Consider the following 20,140-nt stretch of genomic DNA (forward strand, 5'->3'; position numbering starts at 1 on the left):
TTCAGAGCCGCGTGTCGCGGATCGCGCGGGCGCCGGCCGCGGCATCCTTCTCGAGCTGCTGGCCGAGCAGAGAATGCCGGCGCGAGTAGCCGAAGTAGATCACGAAGCCGATCAACAGCCAGATCACGAATCGCAGCCAGGTCTCGGTGGACAGGTTCAGCATCAGCCAGAAGCAGGCGATCGCCGAGATCCAGGGCAGCCACGGCGACAGCGGCACCGTGAACGGACGCTGCAGGTCGGGGCGGGTCCTGCGCAGGATCGGCACGCCGACGCTGACCAGCACGAACGCCGACAGGGTGCCGATGTTGATCATGTCGCCGAGCACCTGCACGTCGGTGAAGCCGGCGATGAGCGCGATGATCACGCCGACGATGATCTGGATGCGGATCGGCGTGCCGCGCTTGGCGTCGGTGACGCTCAGCGACCGGGGCAGCAGGCCGTCGCGGCTCATCGCGAACACGATGCGGGCCAGGCCCAGCAGCAGCACCATGACGACGGTGGTCAGGCCGACCAGGCTTCCGATCGAGATGATCTTCGCCGCCCACGTCGCGCCGACGATCTCGAAGGCGCTCGCCAGTGACGGCTCTTCGAGTTTCGCCAGCTCGGTGTACGACACCATTCCCGTGATGGTGATCGCGACCAGCACGTAGAGGACGGTCACGATGCCGAGGCCGAGCAGGATGCCGCGGGGCACGGTGCGCTTGGGGTCCTTGGCCTCCTCGGCGCTGGTGGCGACGACGTCGAAGCCGATGAAGGCGAAGAAGACCAGTGCGGCACCGGAGAGGATGCCGAAGACGCCGTACACCTGCGGAGAGGCGCCGGTGAGCAGCGAGAAGAACGACTGGGTCCAGGCGCTGTCGGCCGCGGGACCGGGCTGCGCCGGCGGCACGAACGGTGTGAAGTTGGTCGGGTTGATGAAGAAGAGTCCGACCACGATCACGAACAGCACGATCGCGACCTTGATCGTGGTGAACACCGCGTTCACCCGGCTGGACAGGCGGGTGCCGAGGGCGAGCAGCAGCGTGAAGATCGCGACGATCACCACCGGACCCCACTCGAACTGGAGCGGTCCGACCGGGACGGTCATCGGGATGTCCAGGTTGAACAGCGACACCGTGTCGCCCAGATAGACACCCCAGTACTTCGCGATCACCGCGGCGGCCATGAGCATCTCGAGGATGAGGTCCCAGCCGATGATCCAGGCCAGGAACTCACCGAGCGTCGAGTACGTGAAGGTGTACGCGGAGCCTGCGACGGGGATGGATGACGCGAACTCGGCGTAGCAGAGGATCGCGAGGCCGCACACGACCGCGGCGATGACGAACGAGACGATCACGGCGGGCCCGGCGTGGTGGGCGGACGCCTCGGCGCCGACCGAGAAGATGCCCGCTCCGACCGCGACGGCGACGCCCATGACCGCGAGGTCCCAGGTGTTCAGGGCCCGTTTCAGCGAGCGCTTCTCGTCATGCGTCTCGGCGATGGACTGCTCGACGGTCTTGATCCTCCGCGTGCTGCTCATCCCGGTAGCGTACGCGGGGGTGCGCCGGGGAAGCGGACGGCGGGGCCCGCCTCCCGGAAATGCCGAGACCCCTCCACGGACGTCGACGCGGAGGGGCGCCGCCCGGGAGGGGCCTCGGAGCCGGGGATCAGGCGCTGAGCAGTACCGTCTCGTCGAGCGGGCGACGCACGCGCGGTGCGACCTCGCGCTGCTGCAGCGGCTCGGGCAGGATGCCGGCGTCGCCGAGCTCGCCGAGGGCGAGGACGGTGGTCGGAGCGAAGCGCTCGTCGAGGTCGGCGATCTCGCGGATCTGCTCGGCGACGAAGCCGCTCATCTGGTGCACGACGAGGCCGTCGTGGTGGGCCTGCACCGAGAGGTGCGCGACCGCCTGGCCGAGGTCGTACACGGCGTGCGTGATCGGGGTGCCCTGCTCATCGGTGGTCTCGGCGACCGCGACGATCAGCACCGCGGCGTTGCCGGCCCAGACCTGGTTGAAGCCCATCAGCGCCGCGTGGATCTGCTCGTGCAGCGCGGTGCCACGGCGCGCGACGATGAAGCGCCACGGCTGGGTGTTGTTGGCCGACGGCGTCCAGCGGGCGGCCTCCAGTGCGGATGCCAGCTTGGCCTCGTCGATCGCGGTCTCGGCGTCGAAGGCGCGCGGGCTCCAGCGGTCGGCGAGCACGTCCAGGACGGGGTGCTCGGTGTCGGCGGTGCGGGTGGCGGTGGCGGTGCTCATCGGGTCCTTCGAGGGGTACGGGGTGTCTCGCAGTACCCCGTTGTCCGCGCTCAGCACACTGTAACTCATGCGGCTGAATGCATATTCCGAGGAGTTCTCAGCCGCGCAGCGCCTCGCCGAGCTTGACCCGCGCACCCATCCGCAGCAGCGAGTTCTCGTAGATCTTCGCGCCCACCAGAATCGCCGCGATGCAGGTCGCGACCAGGATGACCAGGCTGAGCAGCGGCTCCCACCACTGCGCCTCGCCGACGAACAGCCGCACCGGCATCGCGACCGGTGCCGAGAACGGCACGTACGACATGATCGTCATCACCACGGGGTTGTCGTTGAAGAAGATCACCAGGAAGTACGGCGCCATGATCAGCATCATCAACGGCATGGTCGTGGAGCCGATGTCCTCCTGGCGCGACACCATCGAGGCCGCCGCCGCGTAGAGCGACGCGAGCAGGATGAAGCCGAACAGGAAGAACACGGCGAACCAGAGGATGGGCGCGCCGATGCCGCTGAGCACCTCGTTCTGCCCGGTGACGATCAGGCCGACCACGGCGATCGCGGCGAGCAGGATGATCTGCACCATGGCGAGGACCGTGTTGCCGATCACCTTGCCCGCCAGCAGCGCACGGGTCGGGATGGCGGAGATCAGCAGCTCGACGACGCGGGTGGACTTCTCCTCGACGACGCTCTGCGCGATGGTGGTGCCGAACGTCGACGCCGCCATCAGGAAGATCACGCCGAATCCGATGGCGACCAGGTAGCGCACCAGAGGGTTGGTGCCGGCGGGCTCGAGGATGACGACCTGCGGCGCCTTCGACAGCGCGCCGACCAGTCCCTGCGGGGCGTCCTGCTTCGCGAGCACGACGAAGCCGAAGCCGTCGTCGCCCTCACCGGGCACGACCGCGGCGGTGACCTTCTCGCTCTTGACCAGCTTCTCGGCCTCGGCGCGGTCCTGGACCTCGACGACCTTCACGTTCGGCAGTGCCGAGACGATCTGGGAGGTCTGGGAGGTCGCGGCGATCTCGTCGGGAGCCGCCGTCTTGCTGGCGAAGCCGCCGATCAGCACACCCGCGAGGGCGATCAGCAGCAGGATGCCGGTGGAGATCAGGAACGCCTTGCTGCGCAGCTTCGACGCGATCTCCCGCTCGGCGACGAGCCAGACCGCGGACGACGTGGATGCGGGGGAGGGGGTGCTCATGAGATGACCTCCTTGAAGATCTGGGCGAGAGACGGATGCTGCGGGGTGAAGCCCGTGACGGGGCCGCGCTCGACGGCGCTGCGCAGCACGCGCTGAGCGGTCTCAGGGCTGTCGACGTCGAACACGGCCTCGCCGCCCTCGAAGTCGACGACGGTCACGCCCGGCTCGGCACGCAGCCATCCGGCATCCGCCGACGAGACCAGCTCGTAGCGCGGGGCGGAGTGCGCCGCTCGCAGCTGCTCGCGGGAGCCGGCGGCGCGGATCGTGCCGCCGGCGATGATGACCAGGTCGTCGCACAGCCGCTCGACCACGTCGAGCTGGTGCGAGGAGAACAGGATGGCGGCGCCCTGCGCCGCGCGGCTCTGCAGCACGCCGGCGACCACATCGACGGCGATCGGATCCAGACCCGAGAACGGCTCGTCGAGGATGAGCACCTCGGGGTCGTGCACCAGGGCCGCGGCGATCTGCGCGCGCTGCTGGTTGCCGAGCGAGAGCGACTCGATCAGGTCGTGCAGGCGCTCGCCGAGGCCGAGCTCGGTCAGCAGCGCGGTGGCTCGGGCCGTGGCATCCGCCTTCTCGAAACCGTGCAGGCGGGCGAGGTAGACCACCTGCTCGAGCACCTTCATCTTGGGGTACAGCCCGCGCTCCTCCGGCATGTAGCCGAATCGGCGGCGGTCGGCGGTGCCGACCGGTGCGCCGCCCAGCAAGACGGATCCGCCATCGGCGGCGAGCACACCGAGGATGATGCGCATCGTCGTGGTCTTGCCGGCGCCGTTGCCGCCGACGAAGCCCGTGAGCCGCCCGGGGGCGACATCGAAGCCGATGTCGTCGAGCACGCGCCGCGAGCCGTAGCTCTTGGTGATGCCTTCGAGGTGGAGCTGTCCTGTCATGCCTCAAAGCTATTGACGGGGGACACCGAGCCGCATCCCCCCGGAGGGGGATCGTGCGGCATCCGCCGCGCGGAGGAGCTCAGGAAAGTTCCATTCACGGGAATGCACCGCGCGGATGTCGCGTTGCAGACCCTCGTCAGACCAGAAAGGGACACCCTCGTGACTCACAAGATCGGCTACATCGTCGGCAGCATCTCGTCCACCTCGATCAACCGCCAGCTGGCCACGGCACTGGCGAAGCTCGCCCCGGAGGGTGTCGAGTTCGTGGAGATCCCGATCAAGGACCTGCCCTTCTACTCGCCCGACCACGACGCCGACTTCCCCCAGGTCGCCCGCGACTTCAAGCAGGCGATCGCCGACGTCGACGGCGTGATCATCGTCACCCCGGAGTACAGCCGCTCGATTCCCGGCGTGCTCAAGAACGCCCTGGACTGGTCGGCCCGCCCGTACGGTCAGGCCTCCTTCGACGGCAAGCCGGTCGCCGTCATCGGCGGCTCCGGCGGCGGCATCGCCACCGCCGCAGCGCAGCAGCACCTGCGCGCGATCCTCGGCCACTACAACGCCGTCACGATGGGACAGCCCGAGGGCTTCATCCAGATCACGCCCGGCCTGATCGCCGAGGACGGCACCGTCACCGTGGACAGCACCCGCGAGTTCCTGAGCGCGTTCGTCGCCGCCTTCGACCTGCTGATCCTCCGCGCCGAGGCTGCACGCGCGCACGTCGTCGTCGCCTGACCACCGCGTCACACCCGGATGCCCGGAGCCGCACGGCTCCGGGCATCCTTCGTTCGGAGGAGCGTCAGCGCAGGGTCGTGACGATCATCAGATGGTCGGACAGCTGCGACGGCACCACCTTCGCGTCGACCACGGTGAGCCCGGCGACCAGTAGGTGATCGATCTCCTCCTTCGGCGCATCCGCGGGAGAGGTCGGCGCCGGCCGGATGCCGGCCAGCGCGTCCTCCGCACCGGTGGAGAGCAGGGCGTTCCAGGCATCCGAACCCGGGGTGGTGTTCAGATCGCCGCCGCCGACCACCGGGCCGTCGCCCGCGCCGAGCTGATCGGCGAACACCTGCGCGGCGCGCTCGGTGGCGTTCGTCTCGTTGCCGTCGGGCTGCAGATGCGTCGCGAGCACGCGCACGGGAGTGCCGTTCCAGTCCACTGTCGCCATCGTGACGCCCGCACCGGTCAGCGCATCGAACATCGGGTACTTGACCGAACTCGCATCGCCCACGGGCAGGCCGGTCAGGATCGCGTCGCCCCAGACCGGATCGGCCGCGGGGCCGAACACCGCCCGCATGCCCAGCATCCTGGCGAGGATCGCGAGCTCGTCCTGGCCGCCGTTGAGCAGCCAGCCGCGGTCGACCTCGCTGAGCAGCACCACCTGCGCGCCCGTGCCGCGGATCTCCGCCGCGACGGCCACCGGGTCGAACCGCCCGTCGATGCCGTAGCCCATCCGCAGGTTGTACGCCGCGACGGTGAGATCGTCGCCCTGCGCCGTCGACGAGGATGCCGGGACCGTGGCGAACGGACCCACCAGCGCGAGCACGGCCGCGGCGACCGCACCGATCGCGACACCGGCGACCGCAGGCCCGCCGGAGTCGTCCATCCGGCGCTCACTCGCCCGCACCTGGGCGGCCGAGACCGGACCGCCGGGCCGGTACGCGAGCATCCACCCCGCGACGAGGACGGATGCCGCGACCAGTGCGACATCCGCGCGATAGCCCAGGTCGTACCCGGCGTAGTAGGCGAAGAAGAGCACGGCCCAGAGCACGGAGCCGAGTCCGGCCGCGAGCGCGGTGCCGCGCGGCGAGCGACCGGGGCCGGAGTGCAGCAGCAGCCGCGCTGCCGCCGCGGGACCGACGAGGAAGGCGAGCAGGGTCCACGGGGGAAGCGAGCCCGCGAAGCCGTTCCAGGTGATCTCGCCCAGCAGCGACAGGGCGATCGATGAGACGAACAGCACGGCGGAGATCCACGGTCGCCGGCGCGGAGCGGGCAGCAGGGCCACCACGGCCGCGGCGCCGCAGCCCAGCACCGCGACGACAGGGCCCCAGACGGTCTCGACCGTCGAGGAGCGGCCGATGTCGCCGAGGGCCAGCAGCACCAGCAGCAGAGTCGGCGGCAGCAGCAGGGCGGTCCGTGGCGAGACCGGTTCGCGGGGCGCCAGATCGGCGGTGCGGACGGCGAACACCAGCAGGACGGCCTGGAGCGCAAGGAGCGTCACGTCCCAGGCATCCGAACGCCAGACCGCACCGTAGCCGCCCAGCATGGCGTGCGTCGCGGCGCTGAGCAGTACTCCGAGGAACACACTCGGCACCAGCGTGCGGCCCAGCGACCCCGCCGCCAGGCACAGCGCGGACGCGGTGAGCACGACTCCGAGCGAGCTGCCGTACAGCTGCACGTCGCCGCCGTCGGGATTCATGCGCAGCAGCAGGCGCACCGCGAACGCGGCGACCAGAAGCCAGGCCGCGAACACCGGCGCCGCCCGGCGCACGAACACGACGACCGCGAGCGGCAGCGCCATGACCAGCAGCGCGTACGCTCCCATGATCTCGGGCGGCGTCTCGGCCGCACGGCCGAACAGCGTGATGAGGGAGGGCGTCCAGAGGCGCCACAGATCGATCAGCAGCCACGCGGCGACGATGCCGGTCAGGCTGAGCGAGAGCCTTCTCATGGCCAGAGTCTGGCCGAACGCGGTGGCCGGCGGGTGGTGGGCGCGCCGGTCTACGCCAGCCCGTGCCGGTGTGCCAGCACCACGGCCTGCACGCGGTCGCGGGCGCCGAGCTTCTGCAGGACGCGTGACACATGCGTCTTCACGGTCGCCTCGCCGATGTACAGCTCCGTCGCGATCTCGCCGTTGCTGCGGGCATCCGCCATCAGCGCCAGCACCTCGGCCTCGCGCTCGGTGAGGGGTTCGGCGAGGATGCTCGTGTCTCGCGCAGTACGGCGCTCGTCGCCGCGTTCCTCGCTCAGGGGCCGGTGGGAGAGCGGGGACGAGAACCGCGTCAGCACCCGCCGGGTGACCTCGGGTGCCAGCATCCCGTCGCCGGCGGCGAGCGCACGCACGGCGGCGAGCAGCTCCTCCGGGCCGGCGTTCTTCAGCAGGAAGCCGCTCGCGCCGGCATCCAGAGCGTCGAAGAGGTAGTCGTCGCGGTCGAAGGTCGTCACGATGACGACGGCGGATGCCACGGACGGGTCGGCCACGATCCGCCGCGTCGCCTCGAGCCCGTCCATGTCGGGCATCTGCACGTCCATGGTGATCACGTCGGGCCGCAGCGCGGATGCCGCGGCCACCGCCTCCGCGCCGCTGGAGGCCTCACCGATCACCTCGATGTCGGGCTGCGTGCCGAGGATCGTGCGGAACCCCGCACGCAGCATCGCGTGGTCGTCGACCAGCAGCACCCGGATCATCGAGCCGCCTCCATCCGCTTCGAATCGCTTGCCTTGCTGTGTTTCGGCGCCGAATGCAGCAATTTGCGCGATTCGAAGGCGGGGGAGTGGAGCGGCACGGTGGCCCGCACCCGGAAGCCGCCCTGCGGACGAGGGGCGAGCTCGATCGTGCCGCCCGAGGCGTGCGCGCGCTCGCGCATGCCGAGCTGGCCGAGTCCGGGCCGCAGTGCGGTGATGGTGCGCCCGGTGTTGACGACCTCCAGCTCCACGGCATCCGGCTCGTACCGCACGCGCACGTCGGCGGTCGCGCCGATGCCGGCGTGCCGACGGGCGTTGGTGAGCGCCTCCTGCGCGATCCGGTACAGGTTCACCGAGACGACGCCGGGCACCGGGACGGGGTCACCGACGACCGTGTACGCGGTCGGCAGTCCGGCATCCGTCGACGACGAGACGAGCTGCGCGATGTCATCCAGCGAATGGGTCGAGGCGGGCTCGTCGGTCTCGCCGCCGGGCGCGCGCAGCGTCTCGAGCAGCTGCCGGAAGTCGCCGATGGCCGCACGGGACGCCTCTTCGATGCTCCCGAGCAGACGCTTCGCCTGCTCCGGATCCTGGTCGACGACCAGGCGCGCGGCGCCGGCCTGCACACCCATCACCGACACGTGGTGCGCGACGACGTCGTGCAGCTCGCGGGCGATCCGCACGCGGTCCAGCGCGACGGCCTGCGCGGCCGACACCTCGCGCTCGGCCTCGAGCTCGGCCGTGCGGCGGGCGAGCGTGTCGCGCTCCTGCGCGGCGTGCCAGGAGCGCTCGCCGAAGTAGTACGCCCCGCCGAAGTACAGCACGTTCACAAGCAGGTTCAGCATCATCATCGCCACGTAGGGCGAGAACAGCCCGGCCGCGACATCCACCTTGTCGGCCTGCTCGATCGCATCGCGGTACATCACGATGATCAGCCAGACGAACATGCCGACGATGATCGCGACGCGCACGTACATCGCGCGGCGCCGGTCGTTCATCCAGGCGCCGACCGTGTACAGGGCGATGAACATCGCGATGTTGCCGACGTACATCTCGGGGATGCGCAGCGTGACGGCGATGAAGTATGCGAGCGAGACGACGATCGCGACCGTCGCCGGGTACCGGCGCCGCAGCGCGAGCGGACCGGTGACGACCAGCACGTAGGGCAGCGCGGTCCACGGCTCGGCCTGCGCGTCGCCGTAGATGCCGGCGATCGAGCTGAGCGCCGCGCTGAGGATGCCGCCGACGAAGAGCACGCCGGCCAGCAGCAGGTCGCCGCGCCGATCGTGCTCGGACGGGGTTCGGGTGAACATGCCTTCCACGCTAGGGCCAGGTGGGCGCCCCGGCATCCCCCGCGAGGCGGATGCCGGGTGCGAGAATCGAGCGTGACCAGACCGCGGCTCGCGCCCCTGTATCTCGCCGGGTTCACCACCGCCTTCGGCGCGCACGGCATCGCCGCGGCGCTCGGCGCCGAGAGCGAGGACATCGGCTGGACCCTGCTGGCCTTCGGGTTCACGCTCGCGCTCTACGACCTCGCCGAAGTGCTGCTCAAGCCGGTGTTCGGCGCGCTCAGCGATCGGATCGGGGTTCGCCCGGTGATCGTCGCCGGGCTGCTCGCCTTCGCCGCGTTCTCGGTCGTCGGCGCGCTGATGCCCGGAACCATCGGACTCGTCGTCGCGAGGTTCGGGCAGGGCGCCGCGGCATCCGCCTTCTCACCGGCGTCCTCGGCCGCGGTCGCGCGGCTCTCCGACGATTCGTCGCGGGGGAAGTACTTCGGCCGGTACGGCTCGTGGAAGAGCCTGGGCTATGCGCTCGGTCCGCTGATCGGCGCGGTGCTGGTCATCTGGTCGGGACTGCCCGCCCTGTTCTGGGCGCTCGCGGTTCTGGGCATCGCGGCCGCCGGCTGGGTGCTGTTCGCCGTGCCGAAGGTTCCGGTGCTGCCGCGCAAGCGCGTCACGCTGGCCGATCTCGGCCGCGAGCTCACCGCCCCCGGATTCCTGCTGCCGACCGTCGTGCTCGCCGCGACCACCGGCGCGCTCGCCGTCGCGGTCGGCTTCCTGCCGCTGCTCGGCCGGCAGATCGGCATCGGGACGATCGGCAGCATGGCGCTGGTGACCGTGCTCGCCGTGGTCTCGAGTGTCGCGCAGCCGTGGGCCGGCGCCAGGCACGACAGGGGACGGATGCCGGTGCGTGCAGGCGCCGTCGGAGGACTGGGACTGATCGTGGCGGGCATCGCGCTCGCCGCCGGCGCTGCGTTCGCGGCATCCGGATCCTGGGTCGTGATCGCCGCGCTCGTGGCGTCCGCCCTCCTCGTGGGAGCAGGCGTCGGGACGGCGACGCCCGTCGCCTTCTCGCATTTGGCGGCATCCACTCCGGCCGACCGGATGGGCCGCACGATGGGCAGTGCCGAGCTGGGGCGCGAGCTCGGCGATGCCGGCGGACCGCTCGTCGCGGGCGCGGTGGGCGCGGCATCCGTCCCGGGGTTCGGCCTGGCAGTGGTCGCGGCGCTGACCGCCGGTGCCGGGGTGCTCGCGGCAGTCGGACTGAGACGCCGCTGACCGATTTCTCACTTGCTATTGACAAGCGAGATTGTTTTTAACAAGTATGGTTTTCGACAGGCTCACCAACCGCTCAGAGCCGCGACCGTCATCGACAGAGGAGTCATCATGACCAAGGTCTTCGTCAACCTGCCCACCACCGACCTGGAGCGCGCCAAGGCGTTCTACACGGCGCTGGGCTGCACCATCAGCCCCGAGTTCACCGACGAGAACGCCGCCTGCATCGTGTGGAGCGACGACATCTACTTCATGCTCATCACACGCGCGTACTTCGAGACGTTCACCGACAAGCCGATCGCCGACCCGAACCAGATCCTTCAGGTCTCCACCGCGTTCAGCCAGGACTCCCGCGACGAGGTCGACGCGATCATCGCCAAGGGCCTCGCGGCCGGCGGCGTGGAGCCCAAGCCCGCGCAGGACTACGGCTTCATGTACTCCCGCGACCTGGACGACCCGGACGGCAACTCGCTCGGCTTCATCTTCATGGAGCCGGCGGCGGCAGAGCAGGGCCCCGAGGCGTACATGGCCGCGCAGGCGGACGCGTCGGCCTGAGATGGCGGCGCGCAGCTACGGCCAGTACTGCGGAGTCACGACGGCCGTCGAGCTGGTCGGGGAGCGGTGGGCGATGCTCATCATCCGCGACCTGCTCGTCGGCCCTCGGCGCTACACCGATCTGAAGCAGGGACTGCCGCGCATCCCCACCAACATCCTGTCCACCCGGCTGAAGGAGCTGCAGGAGGGCGGGGTGGTGCGGCGTGTGCCGCTGCTGAACTGCGGACTGGTCTACGAGCTGACCTCGTACGGCAGGGCGCTCGAGCCGATCATGCTCGCGCTCGGGCGGTGGGGATTCCAGGCCATGGGAGACCCCGACGAGGGCGGCGTGGTCACTCCCGATTCGCTCACCATGGCTCTGCGCACGTCTTTCGCGGACGGCGCCGATGACCTCGACATCGAGCTGCACGTCGGCGATGTGTCGCTGCGCGTGCAGGTCACGGCCGGTGAGCTGCGGGTCGCGCAGCTCGCCCCGCCGGCTCCGCCCGTGGGCGGCCGGCTTCCCGACGGCGAGGCGGATGCGGTGATCGTCGCCGGTCCCGGCATCCGCCGCCTGATCGCCGGAGAGGTGACCGCCACCGAGGCGATCGCTCAGGACCTCGTCGCCGTGGTGCGCGGCGACGAGCGGATGCTGGATAGCTTCGCATCCGCCTTCCACATCGCACCGATACCGATGGGAGTTCTCTCATGACCGGACGCATCATCATCGACCTGTTCACCACCCTCGACGGCGTCGCCCAAGCACCGGGCGGGCCGGAGGAGGACGAATCGGGAGCCTTCCCGTACGGCGGCTGGCAGGCCGGCTACCCGAGCGAGGCCGTCGGCGCACGCGTGGCGAAGGGCATGGAGACGCTCGACGCACTGCTGCTCGGCCGGCGCACGTACGACATCTTCGCCGGCTACTGGCCGCACCACACGACCGGGCCGGAGGGGTTCATCGGTCAGCTGTTCGACCGGGTGCCGAAGTACGTCGCCTCGCGGGATGCCGCGATCGAACTCGACTGGCAGGGCTCGACGCGGGTCGGCGGCGATCTGGCCTCCGATATCGCAGGCATGCGCGAGAGGCACCAGGAGGTGCACGTGATCGGCAGCATCGACTTCGTGCAGACTCTGCTCGCCGACAAGCTGTACGACGAGCTGAACCTCTGGGTCTACCCGGTGGTGCTCGGACAGGGCAAGAAGGTGTTCCCCGACGGCGCGGCGCCCGCGAACATGCAGCTGCTGAGCGCCGAGGAGGGCGACGGCGGAGCCGTGCTGCTGCGCTACGCGCCGCTGCCGGGGGACGTGCGCACGGGCGTCATGGGGGTGTAGCGCTCAGTCGCCGTTTCAGCCCTGAGCCTTCGCGAGGAAGGCGGCCTGCCGCTGCCACTGGACGCCGAGCCCGCCCTCGTGGCCGTTGAAGGCGTACTCGACGATCTCGGCGTCCGCTCCCCAGCGGTTGCGGGCGGCGTACACCGTCGACGGCGGGCAGGTCTGATCGAGCAGCGCGACCGAGAACAGCGCCGGGGCCATCGCCCTCGCCGCGAAGTTCACGCCGTCGAAGTACGAGAGAGTGCGGAACGCGGTGTCCGCGGCGTCTCTGTGCACCGCGAGATACCGCACGATCTCCTGGTACGGGTCGCGATCGGTCATCCCGACCGCACGCTCGAAATGGCACAGGAAGGGCACATCGGGCATCGCGGCCACGAGGCCGTCGCTCAGGCCCGCGACCGCGATGGTGATGCCGCCGCCCTGGCTGCCGCCGGTCACGGCCACTCGGCTCGCGTCGATGCCCTCGATGCTGCGGATGGCATCCACGGCGAGCACGCCGTCGGTGAACACCCTGCGGTAGTAGTACTCCTCCGGATCGAGGATGCCACGGGTCATGAACCCCGGCCCGGCTGGTCCGGAGCCGTGCGGATCCGGCGTCGCCCCTCCTGTGCCCCAGCCCGAGCCCTGTCCGCGCGTGTCCATCAGCAGATGCGCGTAGCCCGCCGATGCCCAGGCGAGCTGCTCGTGGGGAAGCCCGCGCCCGCCGCCGTAGCCGATGAACTCGACGACGGCGGGCAGCGGCCCGTCGATGCCCACGGGCAGCGTCAGCCATGCGCCGATCGGATCCCCTCCGAAACCGGAGAAGGTCACGTCGTAGACCTCCACCGTGCGCAGCGGCGAGTCCACCCGCGTCATCTGCACCGGCTGTGAGCTCCGGCGCGCCTCGGCCAGCGTGCGGGTCCAGAACTCGTCGAAGTCCGACGGCTCGGACACCTCCGGACGGTAGGCGCGCAGTTCTTCAGGACTCAGGTCGAAACGGGGCATGCGATCATCCTTCCAGGTGCGCGGTCAGCCCTTGAGCCCGGTGTTCGCCAGACCCTGCACGAACTGCTTCTGCGCGACGAGGAACACGAGCAGGACCGGGACGACGGTGAGGGTCGTGGCGGCGAGCTGCACGTTCCACATCGGCCCGCCGTACGCGTCGACGTACTGGGTGAGCGCCTGCGGGAGCGTGAACCTGTCCTTGCTGGACAGGTACACGATCGGCTCCAGATACAGGTTCCACGACTTGAGGAACGTGAAGATCGCGACGGCGGCCAGCGCCGAGCGGGACAGCGGGAACGCGATGCGCCAGAAGATGCCCCAGCGCCCGAGCCCGTCCATGCGGCCGGCCTCTTCGAGCTCCGCGGGAAGGCCGAGGAAGAACTGGCGCATGATGAACACGGCGAGCACGGCGGGGGCGCCGAAGATCGGCACGATGATCAGCGGCCAGTGCGTGTCGATGAGACCGAGGGCGTTCACGAAGCGGAACAGCGGCACGATCGTCACCTCGCTCGGCACGAGAAGCCCCACGAGCACCACGAGGAACAGCGCGTTCGCGCCGGGGAACCGGATGCGCGCGAACGCGTACCCCGCCATCGCGGCCACCAGCATCGTGCCGATCGTGACGAGGGCGGCGATGTAGAGGCTGTTCCAGTACTGCTGCGCGAACGGCTGCAGGCGGAAGACCTCGCCGTATGCGGCGGCGGTCGGGTCCTGCGGCCACAGCGTCGGGACCTTCTGCAGGATCTCCCGCATCGGCTTGAAGCTGCTGGTGATCATCCACAGTGTCGGGAAGACGAACGGGATGCTGAGCACCGCCATCAGCACGATCAGGCCGGCGGCGATCCAGCGCCGCTTCCGCTTGGCGCCGCTCCGCGGACGACGGTCGTCGCCGCGGCCGGTGACGACGGCGTGAGTGGTCACGGCGTCGGTCTGCTCGAGCACGTCAGTTCTCATGGAACACCCACCTCTTCCTGGTCTGCCATTGGATGAGCGTCAGCACCAGGACGATGAAGAACAGCAGCACAGCGATCGCACTCGCGTAGCCGAAGTCGTTGAAACGGAATGCCTGCTGGTACAGGTAGTAGACGAGGACGGTGGTCGAGTCGCCGGGTCCGCCGCCGGTGAGCACGGCGATCTGCGCGAACACCTCGAGCGAGCCGACGATCGTCAGGATCATCACGAGCAGGATGGTCGGGCTGATCATCGGCAGGGTGATCGAGCGGAACCGGCGCCATGCGCCTGCGCCGTCGATGCGCGCGGCCTCGGCGATCTCCTCCGGCACTCCCTGGAGTGCGGCGAGGAACAGGATCATGTTGAGGCCGACGTTCTTGAACACCTGCACGACGATCACCGAGATCATCGCGGTGACGTCACCGCGCAGCCAGTTCGGTCCCTCGATGCCGAAGAGCGACAGGAACCCGTTGATGCCGCCGTCGGCCTGCAGCAGGAAGCTCCAGACGATGGTCCACGCGACGAGCGAGACGACCACGGGGGAGAAGAAGAAGGTGCGGAAGGTCGTCGTCCCGGGGAGCTTCTGGTTGAGCAGCACCGCCAGGAACAGCGCGAGCGTCACATTCAGCACCACCAGGCCGATCGAGAACCACAGGCTCACCAGCAGCGAGTTGTGCAGCCCGGGATCGGTGAGCATCCGCTCGTAGTTGTCCGTTCCGGAGAACACGAAGGTGTTCGCGAGCACGTTCCAGTCGTGCAGTGAGAACCAGAACACCGCGATGAGCGGCGCGATGACGAAGGCGAGGGACCCGAGCACGACCGGAGCGACCATCGTGTAGCCGACGATCCAGTCCCGCCGCGCCACCGTGGAGCGGCGGGGACGAGGTCCCCTCCGCTCCACGGCGTCCACCGCCTGAAGGGCGGATGCAGTCATCCGATCAGTCCTTCAGCAGCGGTTCGATCGCCTTGCACGTCGAATCGAGCACCGACTCGACGTCGGCATCGGCGACCCAGAGCGCGTCGAGCTGCGACCGCACGGCGTCCTGGAGCTTGGCGAAGTTCTTGTGGGTCGGCTTCGTGACCGCGTCCTGGATGCCGTCCACGACGACGGCCTGAAGCTGGTCCTCGCTCAGGCGCGGGTTCGCGGCAGCCAGCGTCTCGGAGTTCAGCAGCGACTCACGGGGCGGCGGGAAGTAGGTCGCGAGCTTCTCGGCGTTCTCCGGGTTGGTGAAGTACGCGAGGAAGTCTGCCGCGATCTTCGGATGCTTCGCATTCGCGAACACTCCGATGCCGGCCTGGCCGATCACGTTCTGCTCGCCCTTCGGGCCGGCGGGCAGCGGCACGACGTCCCATTTGAACGAGTCGTCCAGCGCCGAGGCGCGGCTGATCTGCGTGATCGTCATCGCGGCGTCGCCGGCGAAGAAGTCCGCGGTGACGCCGGGGCCGGGCATCGCCTTGTCGTCGAACGTCGCGTCATGGATCCAGGTCAGCGCGTCGACCATCGCGGGGTCGGTGAAGGTGCAGGTGGTGCCGTCGGCGCTCCAGGGCTCGGCCTTCCATCCGCCCCACACGCTGGCGAGCACCTCCCAGGCCTTGTAGTCGAAGTCGCGGACGACGAGACCCTGCTTGCCCGACTTCTCGGCGGCCGCGGCGGCCTCGTCGCGGGCCGCGTCGAAGGTCCAGTCGCCCGAGGCGACCAGGTCGGCGGGGTTCTTCTGGCCGGCTGCCGCGAGCTGATCGGTGTTGACGAAGACCGCGAACGGGCTGTTCGAGAACGGGTACGCGTAGAGTTTGTCGTCCTTCTGCCACAGCTTCAGCGACGAGTCGAGCAGGTCGTCGTACTCGTAGCCCTCCGTGTTCTTCAGCGTGTCCGTGATGTCGGCCAGTGCGCCGGAGTCGACGAACTCGGGGGCGTAGCTCTCCAGGATCCAGCCGAGGTCGGGGGCGTTGCCTCCGGCGAGCTGCGTGGTCAGGCTGGTCGTGTAGTCCTCGAAGGGCACGGGCTCGAAGGTCACCTTCGAGACCAGCTCCGGGTGCTCCTCGACGTAGGCGTCCGCGATGTCCTGGAACATCGACAGCTGCGTCTCGTCGGCGGTCCAGACGGTCATCCGCAGGGCGACCGGCTTGTCGGGCGTCTCGGTGCCGCTGGGGCTGCCGCTGCATCCGGCGAGGACCAGGGCGGTGGCGGCGATGCCGCCGCCCAGCGCCAGTGCGGTGCGCCTGCGGCGCATGGATGTGGGGGTCATGCTCACTCCTTCTGGTGATCGGGTTTCATTCAGTGGTGCAGGGTTCGGGCGTCGGGGAGGTATCAGTACGCATATGCGCGTCCTTCCGGCCAGTGCCGCTCGACGCCCGTCTCGTCGAGCTCGCTCTGGTAGTCGGAGAGCAGGTCCTCGTCGCCGTGCACGGCGTGCGGGGTCGTGTCCTTGTCGAGGCAGAACGCCGCGAGGTGACCTGCTGCCTCGCCGATGTTCCACTCCACCGGATGCAGCCGGTAGCAGCCGTTCGTGATGTGCGTCGTGCCGATGTTCTTACCGGCGGCGAGCAGGTTGGTCATCCGCTGGGGGATCAGTGCGCCCAGCGGGATCTCGAAGGGCGTGGATGCGACGTCGATGTACGTGTCGCCGCCGGTCGAGGGATGCAGGTCGATGCGGTACATGCCTACGCCGACCGAGTCGGCGTAGCGGGTGGCGCCCGCCTCGCCGCGGATCTCGTAGGACACGTCGTTCTCGGTGATCGTGGTGAGGGCGCGGATGCGTCGCGACTCGCGGTGGTACGGGGCCTGGGCGAGCCCGTCCGCCGAGCCCATCACGTCCGGACGCAGCCGCAGCCCGCGGAATCCGACGCCGCCGTCGGGGCGCGGAGCCTCGGTCTGCATCCAGTAGAACATCGACAGGCTCAGCTGGCGCGCTCGCTCGTAGTGCGCCAGTTCCGTCTCGCGGTCGACGTCGAGCACCGGGGCGAGGAAGTAGTCGATGCTCGGCCAGTTCACCAGGCAGATGTCGCTGTCGTAGAAGCCCTCGGCGAAGAGGTCGCGTGCGGCGATCCGGCGGAAGGTCCACAGGTTGGCGTCGCCGGCGTTGCGGGACTGGTCGGCATCGACGTCGAGCACGTCGTCGCCCGGGTTGGGATCGAACCCGCGGGTGCCCATCTCGAGGGTGCGCGGGTTCGGGGCCCGCCACGACAGCATCCGCTCGCCCTGCCAGGCGGCGGGCGCGTACTCGCGCCAGAAGTCGTACTCGGCCGGGCGCTCGATCGTGTGATCGCCCTCGGTGTGCTCGATCGCGAAGCAGACGCTGAACGCCTGCACGTTCTCGGGCTGCGCGGTCTCGGGGGCGCTGGGCTCGCCCGTCTCGGCGCGCGACTCGAACCCGGTGACGTGCTCGACTCCCGCGAGCGGCAGCAGTTCGCCGGTCTCGGTGGCGTCGAGCACGTATCTGGCACGCACCACGGTCTCGGTGCCGTCGACGACGGATGACAGAGTGACCGAGCGCACGGCATCGCCCTCGACTTCCGCCGCGACCGGGCGGGTGCGCTCGAGCAGGCGGATGCGTCCTGAGGAGCGGTGCGGGAGGAGCATCTCCTCGAGCACGCCGACAGCGATGCGCGGCTCGTGGCAGAGCTTCGACACCCAGCCCGCGCCCGGGTTGAGCTCCGCGCGATCGCGTGCGGCGTCGACCAGCGGGTACCGACGGCGGTAGACGTCGCGGATGCCGTCGCGCAGCGCGCGATAGCGTGCCGTCACGCCGAATTCCTCGACCCAGGGATGCTCGTCGGGCGGGACGGCCTGCGACGTCAACTGACCGCCGATCCACGGGAACTCCTCGGTGAGCACGACGCGGGCACCCCGATCTGCGGCGGCGAGGGCGGCGGCGACGCCGCCGAGCCCTCCTCCGACGATGAGGATGTCGGTCTGGATGTCGTGCGTGGTCACTGAGCGGTCCTTTCGGAGGTGGCAGGGGCGGCGATGGAGGCGCCGTCGACGTCGGGGCAGGGGAGCAGCTGGTGGTAGTCGTCATCGTCGAGCGGGGCCGGGCCGCGGGTGGCCGAGGCGGACTTCGCCTCCTGCTCGACGATGCGGGACAGCAGCACGAGCGCGCGGGCCCCCATCTCCTCGCGCGGCACGACGAACCCCGACCAGTGCCGGCCGTCGTGCCGCGGGTGCAGCGGCTGACCGAGCAGCAGCATCGACACGTCGTCCGGCACCCGCAGCCCTCGTTCCTCGAGCGCGTCTGCGAGCTCGTCGGGGTAGTGCTCCGGCGCGACGAGGATGGCGCTGAGCCGGCGCTCGACGATCTCCTGCGCCGCCTCCTGGACGTCGTGCACGTCGACGAGGCGCAGCGGGAGACCGGCCTCGCGCATCGCGCGGCGGTAGCCGTCGATGCGGTCGAGCGTGGGCTGGTCGGCCGCCTGCGGACCGGCGTAGCCGATGCGTCGATGGCCGAGGTCGAGAAGCCGCCGCACCTGCTGCGCGGTGGCGGTGACGTAGTCGCCGCCGACGTAGGGCAGCAGGCGTCCCTCGCTCCGGCGCTTGCCGATGAAGACGAACGGGTAGTTGGTGTCGAGCAGATGCTGGAGCTCGCTCTGATCCTCCTGCTGCCCCAGCAGCAGGCATCCGTCGGCGATGCCGAGTCTCTGCCAGCCATCGCGGGTGAGCCGCCGTCGGCCGTCGACGACACGGGCCGAGGTGAACAGCAGCATGTCGACGCCGAGCTGTTCCGCGGCATGCTCGATGCCGTTCAGGAAGGCGCCGTAGAAGTCGCGGCCGCCGCGCGGAAAGGTCTTCTCGTAGGTGAACACGCCGAGGATCTGGTTGCGCCCGCCGGCGAGCCGCTGTGCGACCGGGTTGGCGGAGTACCCGGTGATCCGGATGGCTTCGAGCACCCGGGTGCGGGTCTCCTCCGAGATGCGCACTCCGGCGGGGGCGTTGCCGTTGAGGACGAAGCTCACCGTCGACTGGCTGACGCCCGCCATGGCGGCGACATCCGCCTGGGTGAAGCGATGGCGCGGCATCGATCCTCCTTGATCGGGTGGGGAGCGGGCGAGTGCGCCCGAATGACACCTGAGTCTGCGATGGGTCACCGCGACGGTCAAGGTGCTAATGCGTATTATTTGTCGGCCGGATGCTTCACGAGTGGAGCAGGACGCGATGCCGGTGCTCGCCGCGATCGCGGCATCATGCGCATTATCGAGGCGACGGCTCCTGCGCGGGCCGGGCCAGGGTGCGCGTCAGTCCGCCAGCATCCGCTCGATCACGACGGCGACGCCGTCGTCGATGTTGGAGGGGGCGTGCTCGTCGGCGGCGTCCTGCACGGCCGACTCGGCGTTCGCCATCGCGACGCCGCGGCCGGCCCAGCGCAGCAGCTCGAGGTCGTTGAGCGCGTCGCCGAAGGCGAGCACCTCGGAGCGGTCGATGCCCAGGTGCGTGCACAGCTGCGCGACGCCGGTGGCCTTCGTCACGCCCTCGGCCATCACCTCGACGAACGGTGCGCCCGAGAGAGTCGCCTCGAAGCCGGTCAGGCCGAGGCTCTGCAGGGCGGCGAAGATCTCCGGGATCGGCACCGACGGATGCCGGATCACCAGCTTCAGGCTGGGCTCATCGAGCACGGACTCGAGTGGCACACCGCCCATCGTCGCCGGGTCTCGCTTGTGATCGCTGAGGCTGGCGAGAGCGGCATAGCCGTGCTGGGCGACGAAGCTCTCACCGGCGTCGCGCACGCTCGCGTAGACGAGATCGGGGATCACCGCGCCGAGCGCCACGGCCAGCTGCTGCTGCACGGCCGGCGGGATCTCCTCGGCGAACAGGTGCTCGCCGGTGGTCAGATGCACGCCGTAGGCGCCGTTTCCGCAGAGCGCCCAGTCGTCGAAGCCCGCGCCGGCGGCGATCATCCGCAGCCCGATCGGCTGCCGCGCGGTCACCGGCACGGTGCGGATGCCGGCCGCGCGGGCGGCGTCCAGAGCGGCGCGCGTGCGTGCCGAGACGACGCTCTGCTCGTTCAGCAGGGTGCCGTCGAGGTCGGTCGCGATCAGGCGGATCATCTGGTTCCTGAGCAGGAGGAAGGC

The 20,140-nt window shown here is 69.8% G+C and carries 19 protein-coding genes; 5 read left to right on the forward strand and 14 right to left on the reverse strand.

Annotation, left to right across the window (positions count from 1 at the left end):
* Nucleotide 1 precedes the first annotated feature (1 nt).
* From ACFVAE_RS12465 to ACFVAE_RS12480, 4 genes are all read right to left on the reverse strand, one after another.
* Nucleotides 2–1,519 carry an APC family permease gene (locus ACFVAE_RS12465; protein WP_378892419.1) on the reverse strand — a complete coding sequence of 506 codons (1,518 nt, stop codon included), beginning with the start codon at nt 1,517–1,519 and terminating at the stop codon, nt 2–4.
* Nucleotides 1,520–1,646: 127 nt separating this feature from the next.
* Entirely contained in the window at nt 1,647–2,234 is a 588-nt protein-coding gene (locus ACFVAE_RS12470; RefSeq protein WP_378892421.1) for a nitroreductase family protein, read from the reverse strand.
* A gap of 97 nt (nt 2,235–2,331) precedes the next feature.
* Nucleotides 2,332–3,426: an ABC transporter permease gene (locus tag ACFVAE_RS12475; RefSeq protein ID WP_378892423.1), complete on the reverse strand. Its 1,095-nt coding sequence runs from the start codon at nt 3,424–3,426 to the stop codon at nt 2,332–2,334.
* Entirely contained in the window at nt 3,423–4,316 is an 894-nt protein-coding gene (locus ACFVAE_RS12480; RefSeq protein WP_378892426.1) for an ABC transporter ATP-binding protein, read from the reverse strand. Before ACFVAE_RS12480 ends, ACFVAE_RS12475 begins: the two co-directional genes overlap by 4 nt.
* A gap of 159 nt (nt 4,317–4,475) precedes the next feature.
* On the opposite strand from ACFVAE_RS12480, the gene ACFVAE_RS12485 reads away from it, so the two are divergent.
* Nucleotides 4,476–5,051, forward strand: coding sequence for an NADPH-dependent FMN reductase (locus ACFVAE_RS12485; protein ID WP_378892429.1), 576 nt, complete (start codon nt 4,476–4,478; stop codon nt 5,049–5,051).
* A 64-nt stretch (nt 5,052–5,115) separates the two neighbouring features.
* Here ACFVAE_RS12485 and ACFVAE_RS12490 read toward each other — a convergent pair whose 3' ends face one another.
* The 3 genes from ACFVAE_RS12490 to ACFVAE_RS12500 are packed head-to-tail and all read right to left on the reverse strand — an operon-like array spanning nt 5,116 to nt 9,034.
* Nucleotides 5,116–6,987, reverse strand: a complete 1,872-nt coding sequence (locus ACFVAE_RS12490) for an endonuclease/exonuclease/phosphatase family protein (protein WP_378892431.1) — start codon at nt 6,985–6,987, stop codon at nt 5,116–5,118.
* 50 nt (nt 6,988–7,037) lie between these two features.
* On the reverse strand, nt 7,038–7,724 hold the full coding sequence (locus ACFVAE_RS12495) for a response regulator (RefSeq protein WP_378892434.1): 687 nt from the start codon (nt 7,722–7,724) through the stop codon (nt 7,038–7,040).
* A complete protein-coding gene (locus ACFVAE_RS12500; RefSeq protein ID WP_378892437.1) occupies nt 7,721–9,034 on the reverse strand; it encodes a sensor histidine kinase in 1,314 nt (437 codons plus the stop codon). The genes ACFVAE_RS12495 and ACFVAE_RS12500 overlap by 4 nt, the downstream gene beginning before the upstream one ends.
* Nucleotides 9,035–9,106: 72 nt before the next feature.
* Here ACFVAE_RS12500 and ACFVAE_RS12505 point away from each other — a divergent pair, with 72 nt between their 5' ends.
* The 4 genes from ACFVAE_RS12505 to ACFVAE_RS12520 all read left to right on the forward strand — a co-directional run bounded on the left by ACFVAE_RS12505 (nt 9,107) and on the right by ACFVAE_RS12520 (nt 12,142).
* Complete coding sequence (locus ACFVAE_RS12505; RefSeq protein ID WP_378892439.1) at nt 9,107–10,279, forward strand: MFS transporter; 1,173 nt, start codon at nt 9,107–9,109, stop codon at nt 10,277–10,279.
* 108 nt (nt 10,280–10,387) lie between these two features.
* Nucleotides 10,388–10,831, forward strand: coding sequence for a VOC family protein (locus ACFVAE_RS12510; RefSeq protein WP_378892441.1), 444 nt, complete (start codon nt 10,388–10,390; stop codon nt 10,829–10,831).
* Nucleotide 10,832: 1 nt separating this feature from the next.
* Nucleotides 10,833–11,522 (forward strand): winged helix-turn-helix transcriptional regulator, encoded by a 690-nt coding sequence (locus ACFVAE_RS12515; RefSeq protein WP_378892442.1) that lies wholly within the window; start codon nt 10,833–10,835, stop codon nt 11,520–11,522.
* The gene (locus ACFVAE_RS12520) at nt 11,519–12,142 is read left to right on the forward strand and encodes a dihydrofolate reductase family protein (protein WP_378892444.1); all 624 of its coding nucleotides are present in this window, start codon (nt 11,519–11,521) and stop codon (nt 12,140–12,142) included. The genes ACFVAE_RS12515 and ACFVAE_RS12520 overlap by 4 nt, the downstream gene beginning before the upstream one ends.
* Before the next feature lie 15 nt (nt 12,143–12,157).
* Here the strand turns inward: ACFVAE_RS12520 and ACFVAE_RS12525 are convergent, their stop codons facing one another.
* From ACFVAE_RS12525 to ACFVAE_RS12555, 7 genes are all read right to left on the reverse strand, one after another.
* Nucleotides 12,158–13,126: an acetylxylan esterase gene (locus tag ACFVAE_RS12525; RefSeq protein WP_378892446.1), complete on the reverse strand. Its 969-nt coding sequence runs from the start codon at nt 13,124–13,126 to the stop codon at nt 12,158–12,160.
* Nucleotides 13,127–13,150: 24 nt separating this feature from the next.
* Nucleotides 13,151–14,080 (reverse strand): carbohydrate ABC transporter permease, encoded by a 930-nt coding sequence (locus ACFVAE_RS12530; protein WP_378892448.1) that lies wholly within the window; start codon nt 14,078–14,080, stop codon nt 13,151–13,153.
* Nucleotides 14,070–15,011: a carbohydrate ABC transporter permease gene (locus ACFVAE_RS12535; RefSeq protein ID WP_378892450.1), complete on the reverse strand. Its 942-nt coding sequence runs from the start codon at nt 15,009–15,011 to the stop codon at nt 14,070–14,072. The genes ACFVAE_RS12530 and ACFVAE_RS12535 overlap by 11 nt, the downstream gene beginning before the upstream one ends.
* A gap of 4 nt (nt 15,012–15,015) precedes the next feature.
* On the reverse strand, nt 15,016–16,323 hold the full coding sequence (locus ACFVAE_RS12540) for an ABC transporter substrate-binding protein (protein WP_378892453.1): 1,308 nt from the start codon (nt 16,321–16,323) through the stop codon (nt 15,016–15,018).
* A 62-nt stretch (nt 16,324–16,385) separates the two neighbouring features.
* Nucleotides 16,386–18,011 carry an FAD-dependent oxidoreductase gene (locus tag ACFVAE_RS12545; protein WP_378892456.1) on the reverse strand — a complete coding sequence of 542 codons (1,626 nt, stop codon included), beginning with the start codon at nt 18,009–18,011 and terminating at the stop codon, nt 16,386–16,388.
* Entirely contained in the window at nt 18,008–19,090 is a 1,083-nt protein-coding gene (locus ACFVAE_RS12550; RefSeq protein ID WP_378892459.1) for a LacI family DNA-binding transcriptional regulator, read from the reverse strand. Before ACFVAE_RS12550 ends, ACFVAE_RS12545 begins: the two co-directional genes overlap by 4 nt.
* A gap of 216 nt (nt 19,091–19,306) precedes the next feature.
* Nucleotides 19,307–20,116, reverse strand: coding sequence for a Cof-type HAD-IIB family hydrolase (locus ACFVAE_RS12555; RefSeq protein ID WP_378892462.1), 810 nt, complete (start codon nt 20,114–20,116; stop codon nt 19,307–19,309).
* Between the last annotated feature and the right edge of the window lie 24 nt (nt 20,117–20,140).

Origin of the sequence: Microbacterium sp. NPDC057659, from assembly GCF_042799915.1 — a bacterium.
Lineage (GTDB): Bacteria > Actinomycetota > Actinomycetes > Actinomycetales > Microbacteriaceae > Microbacterium.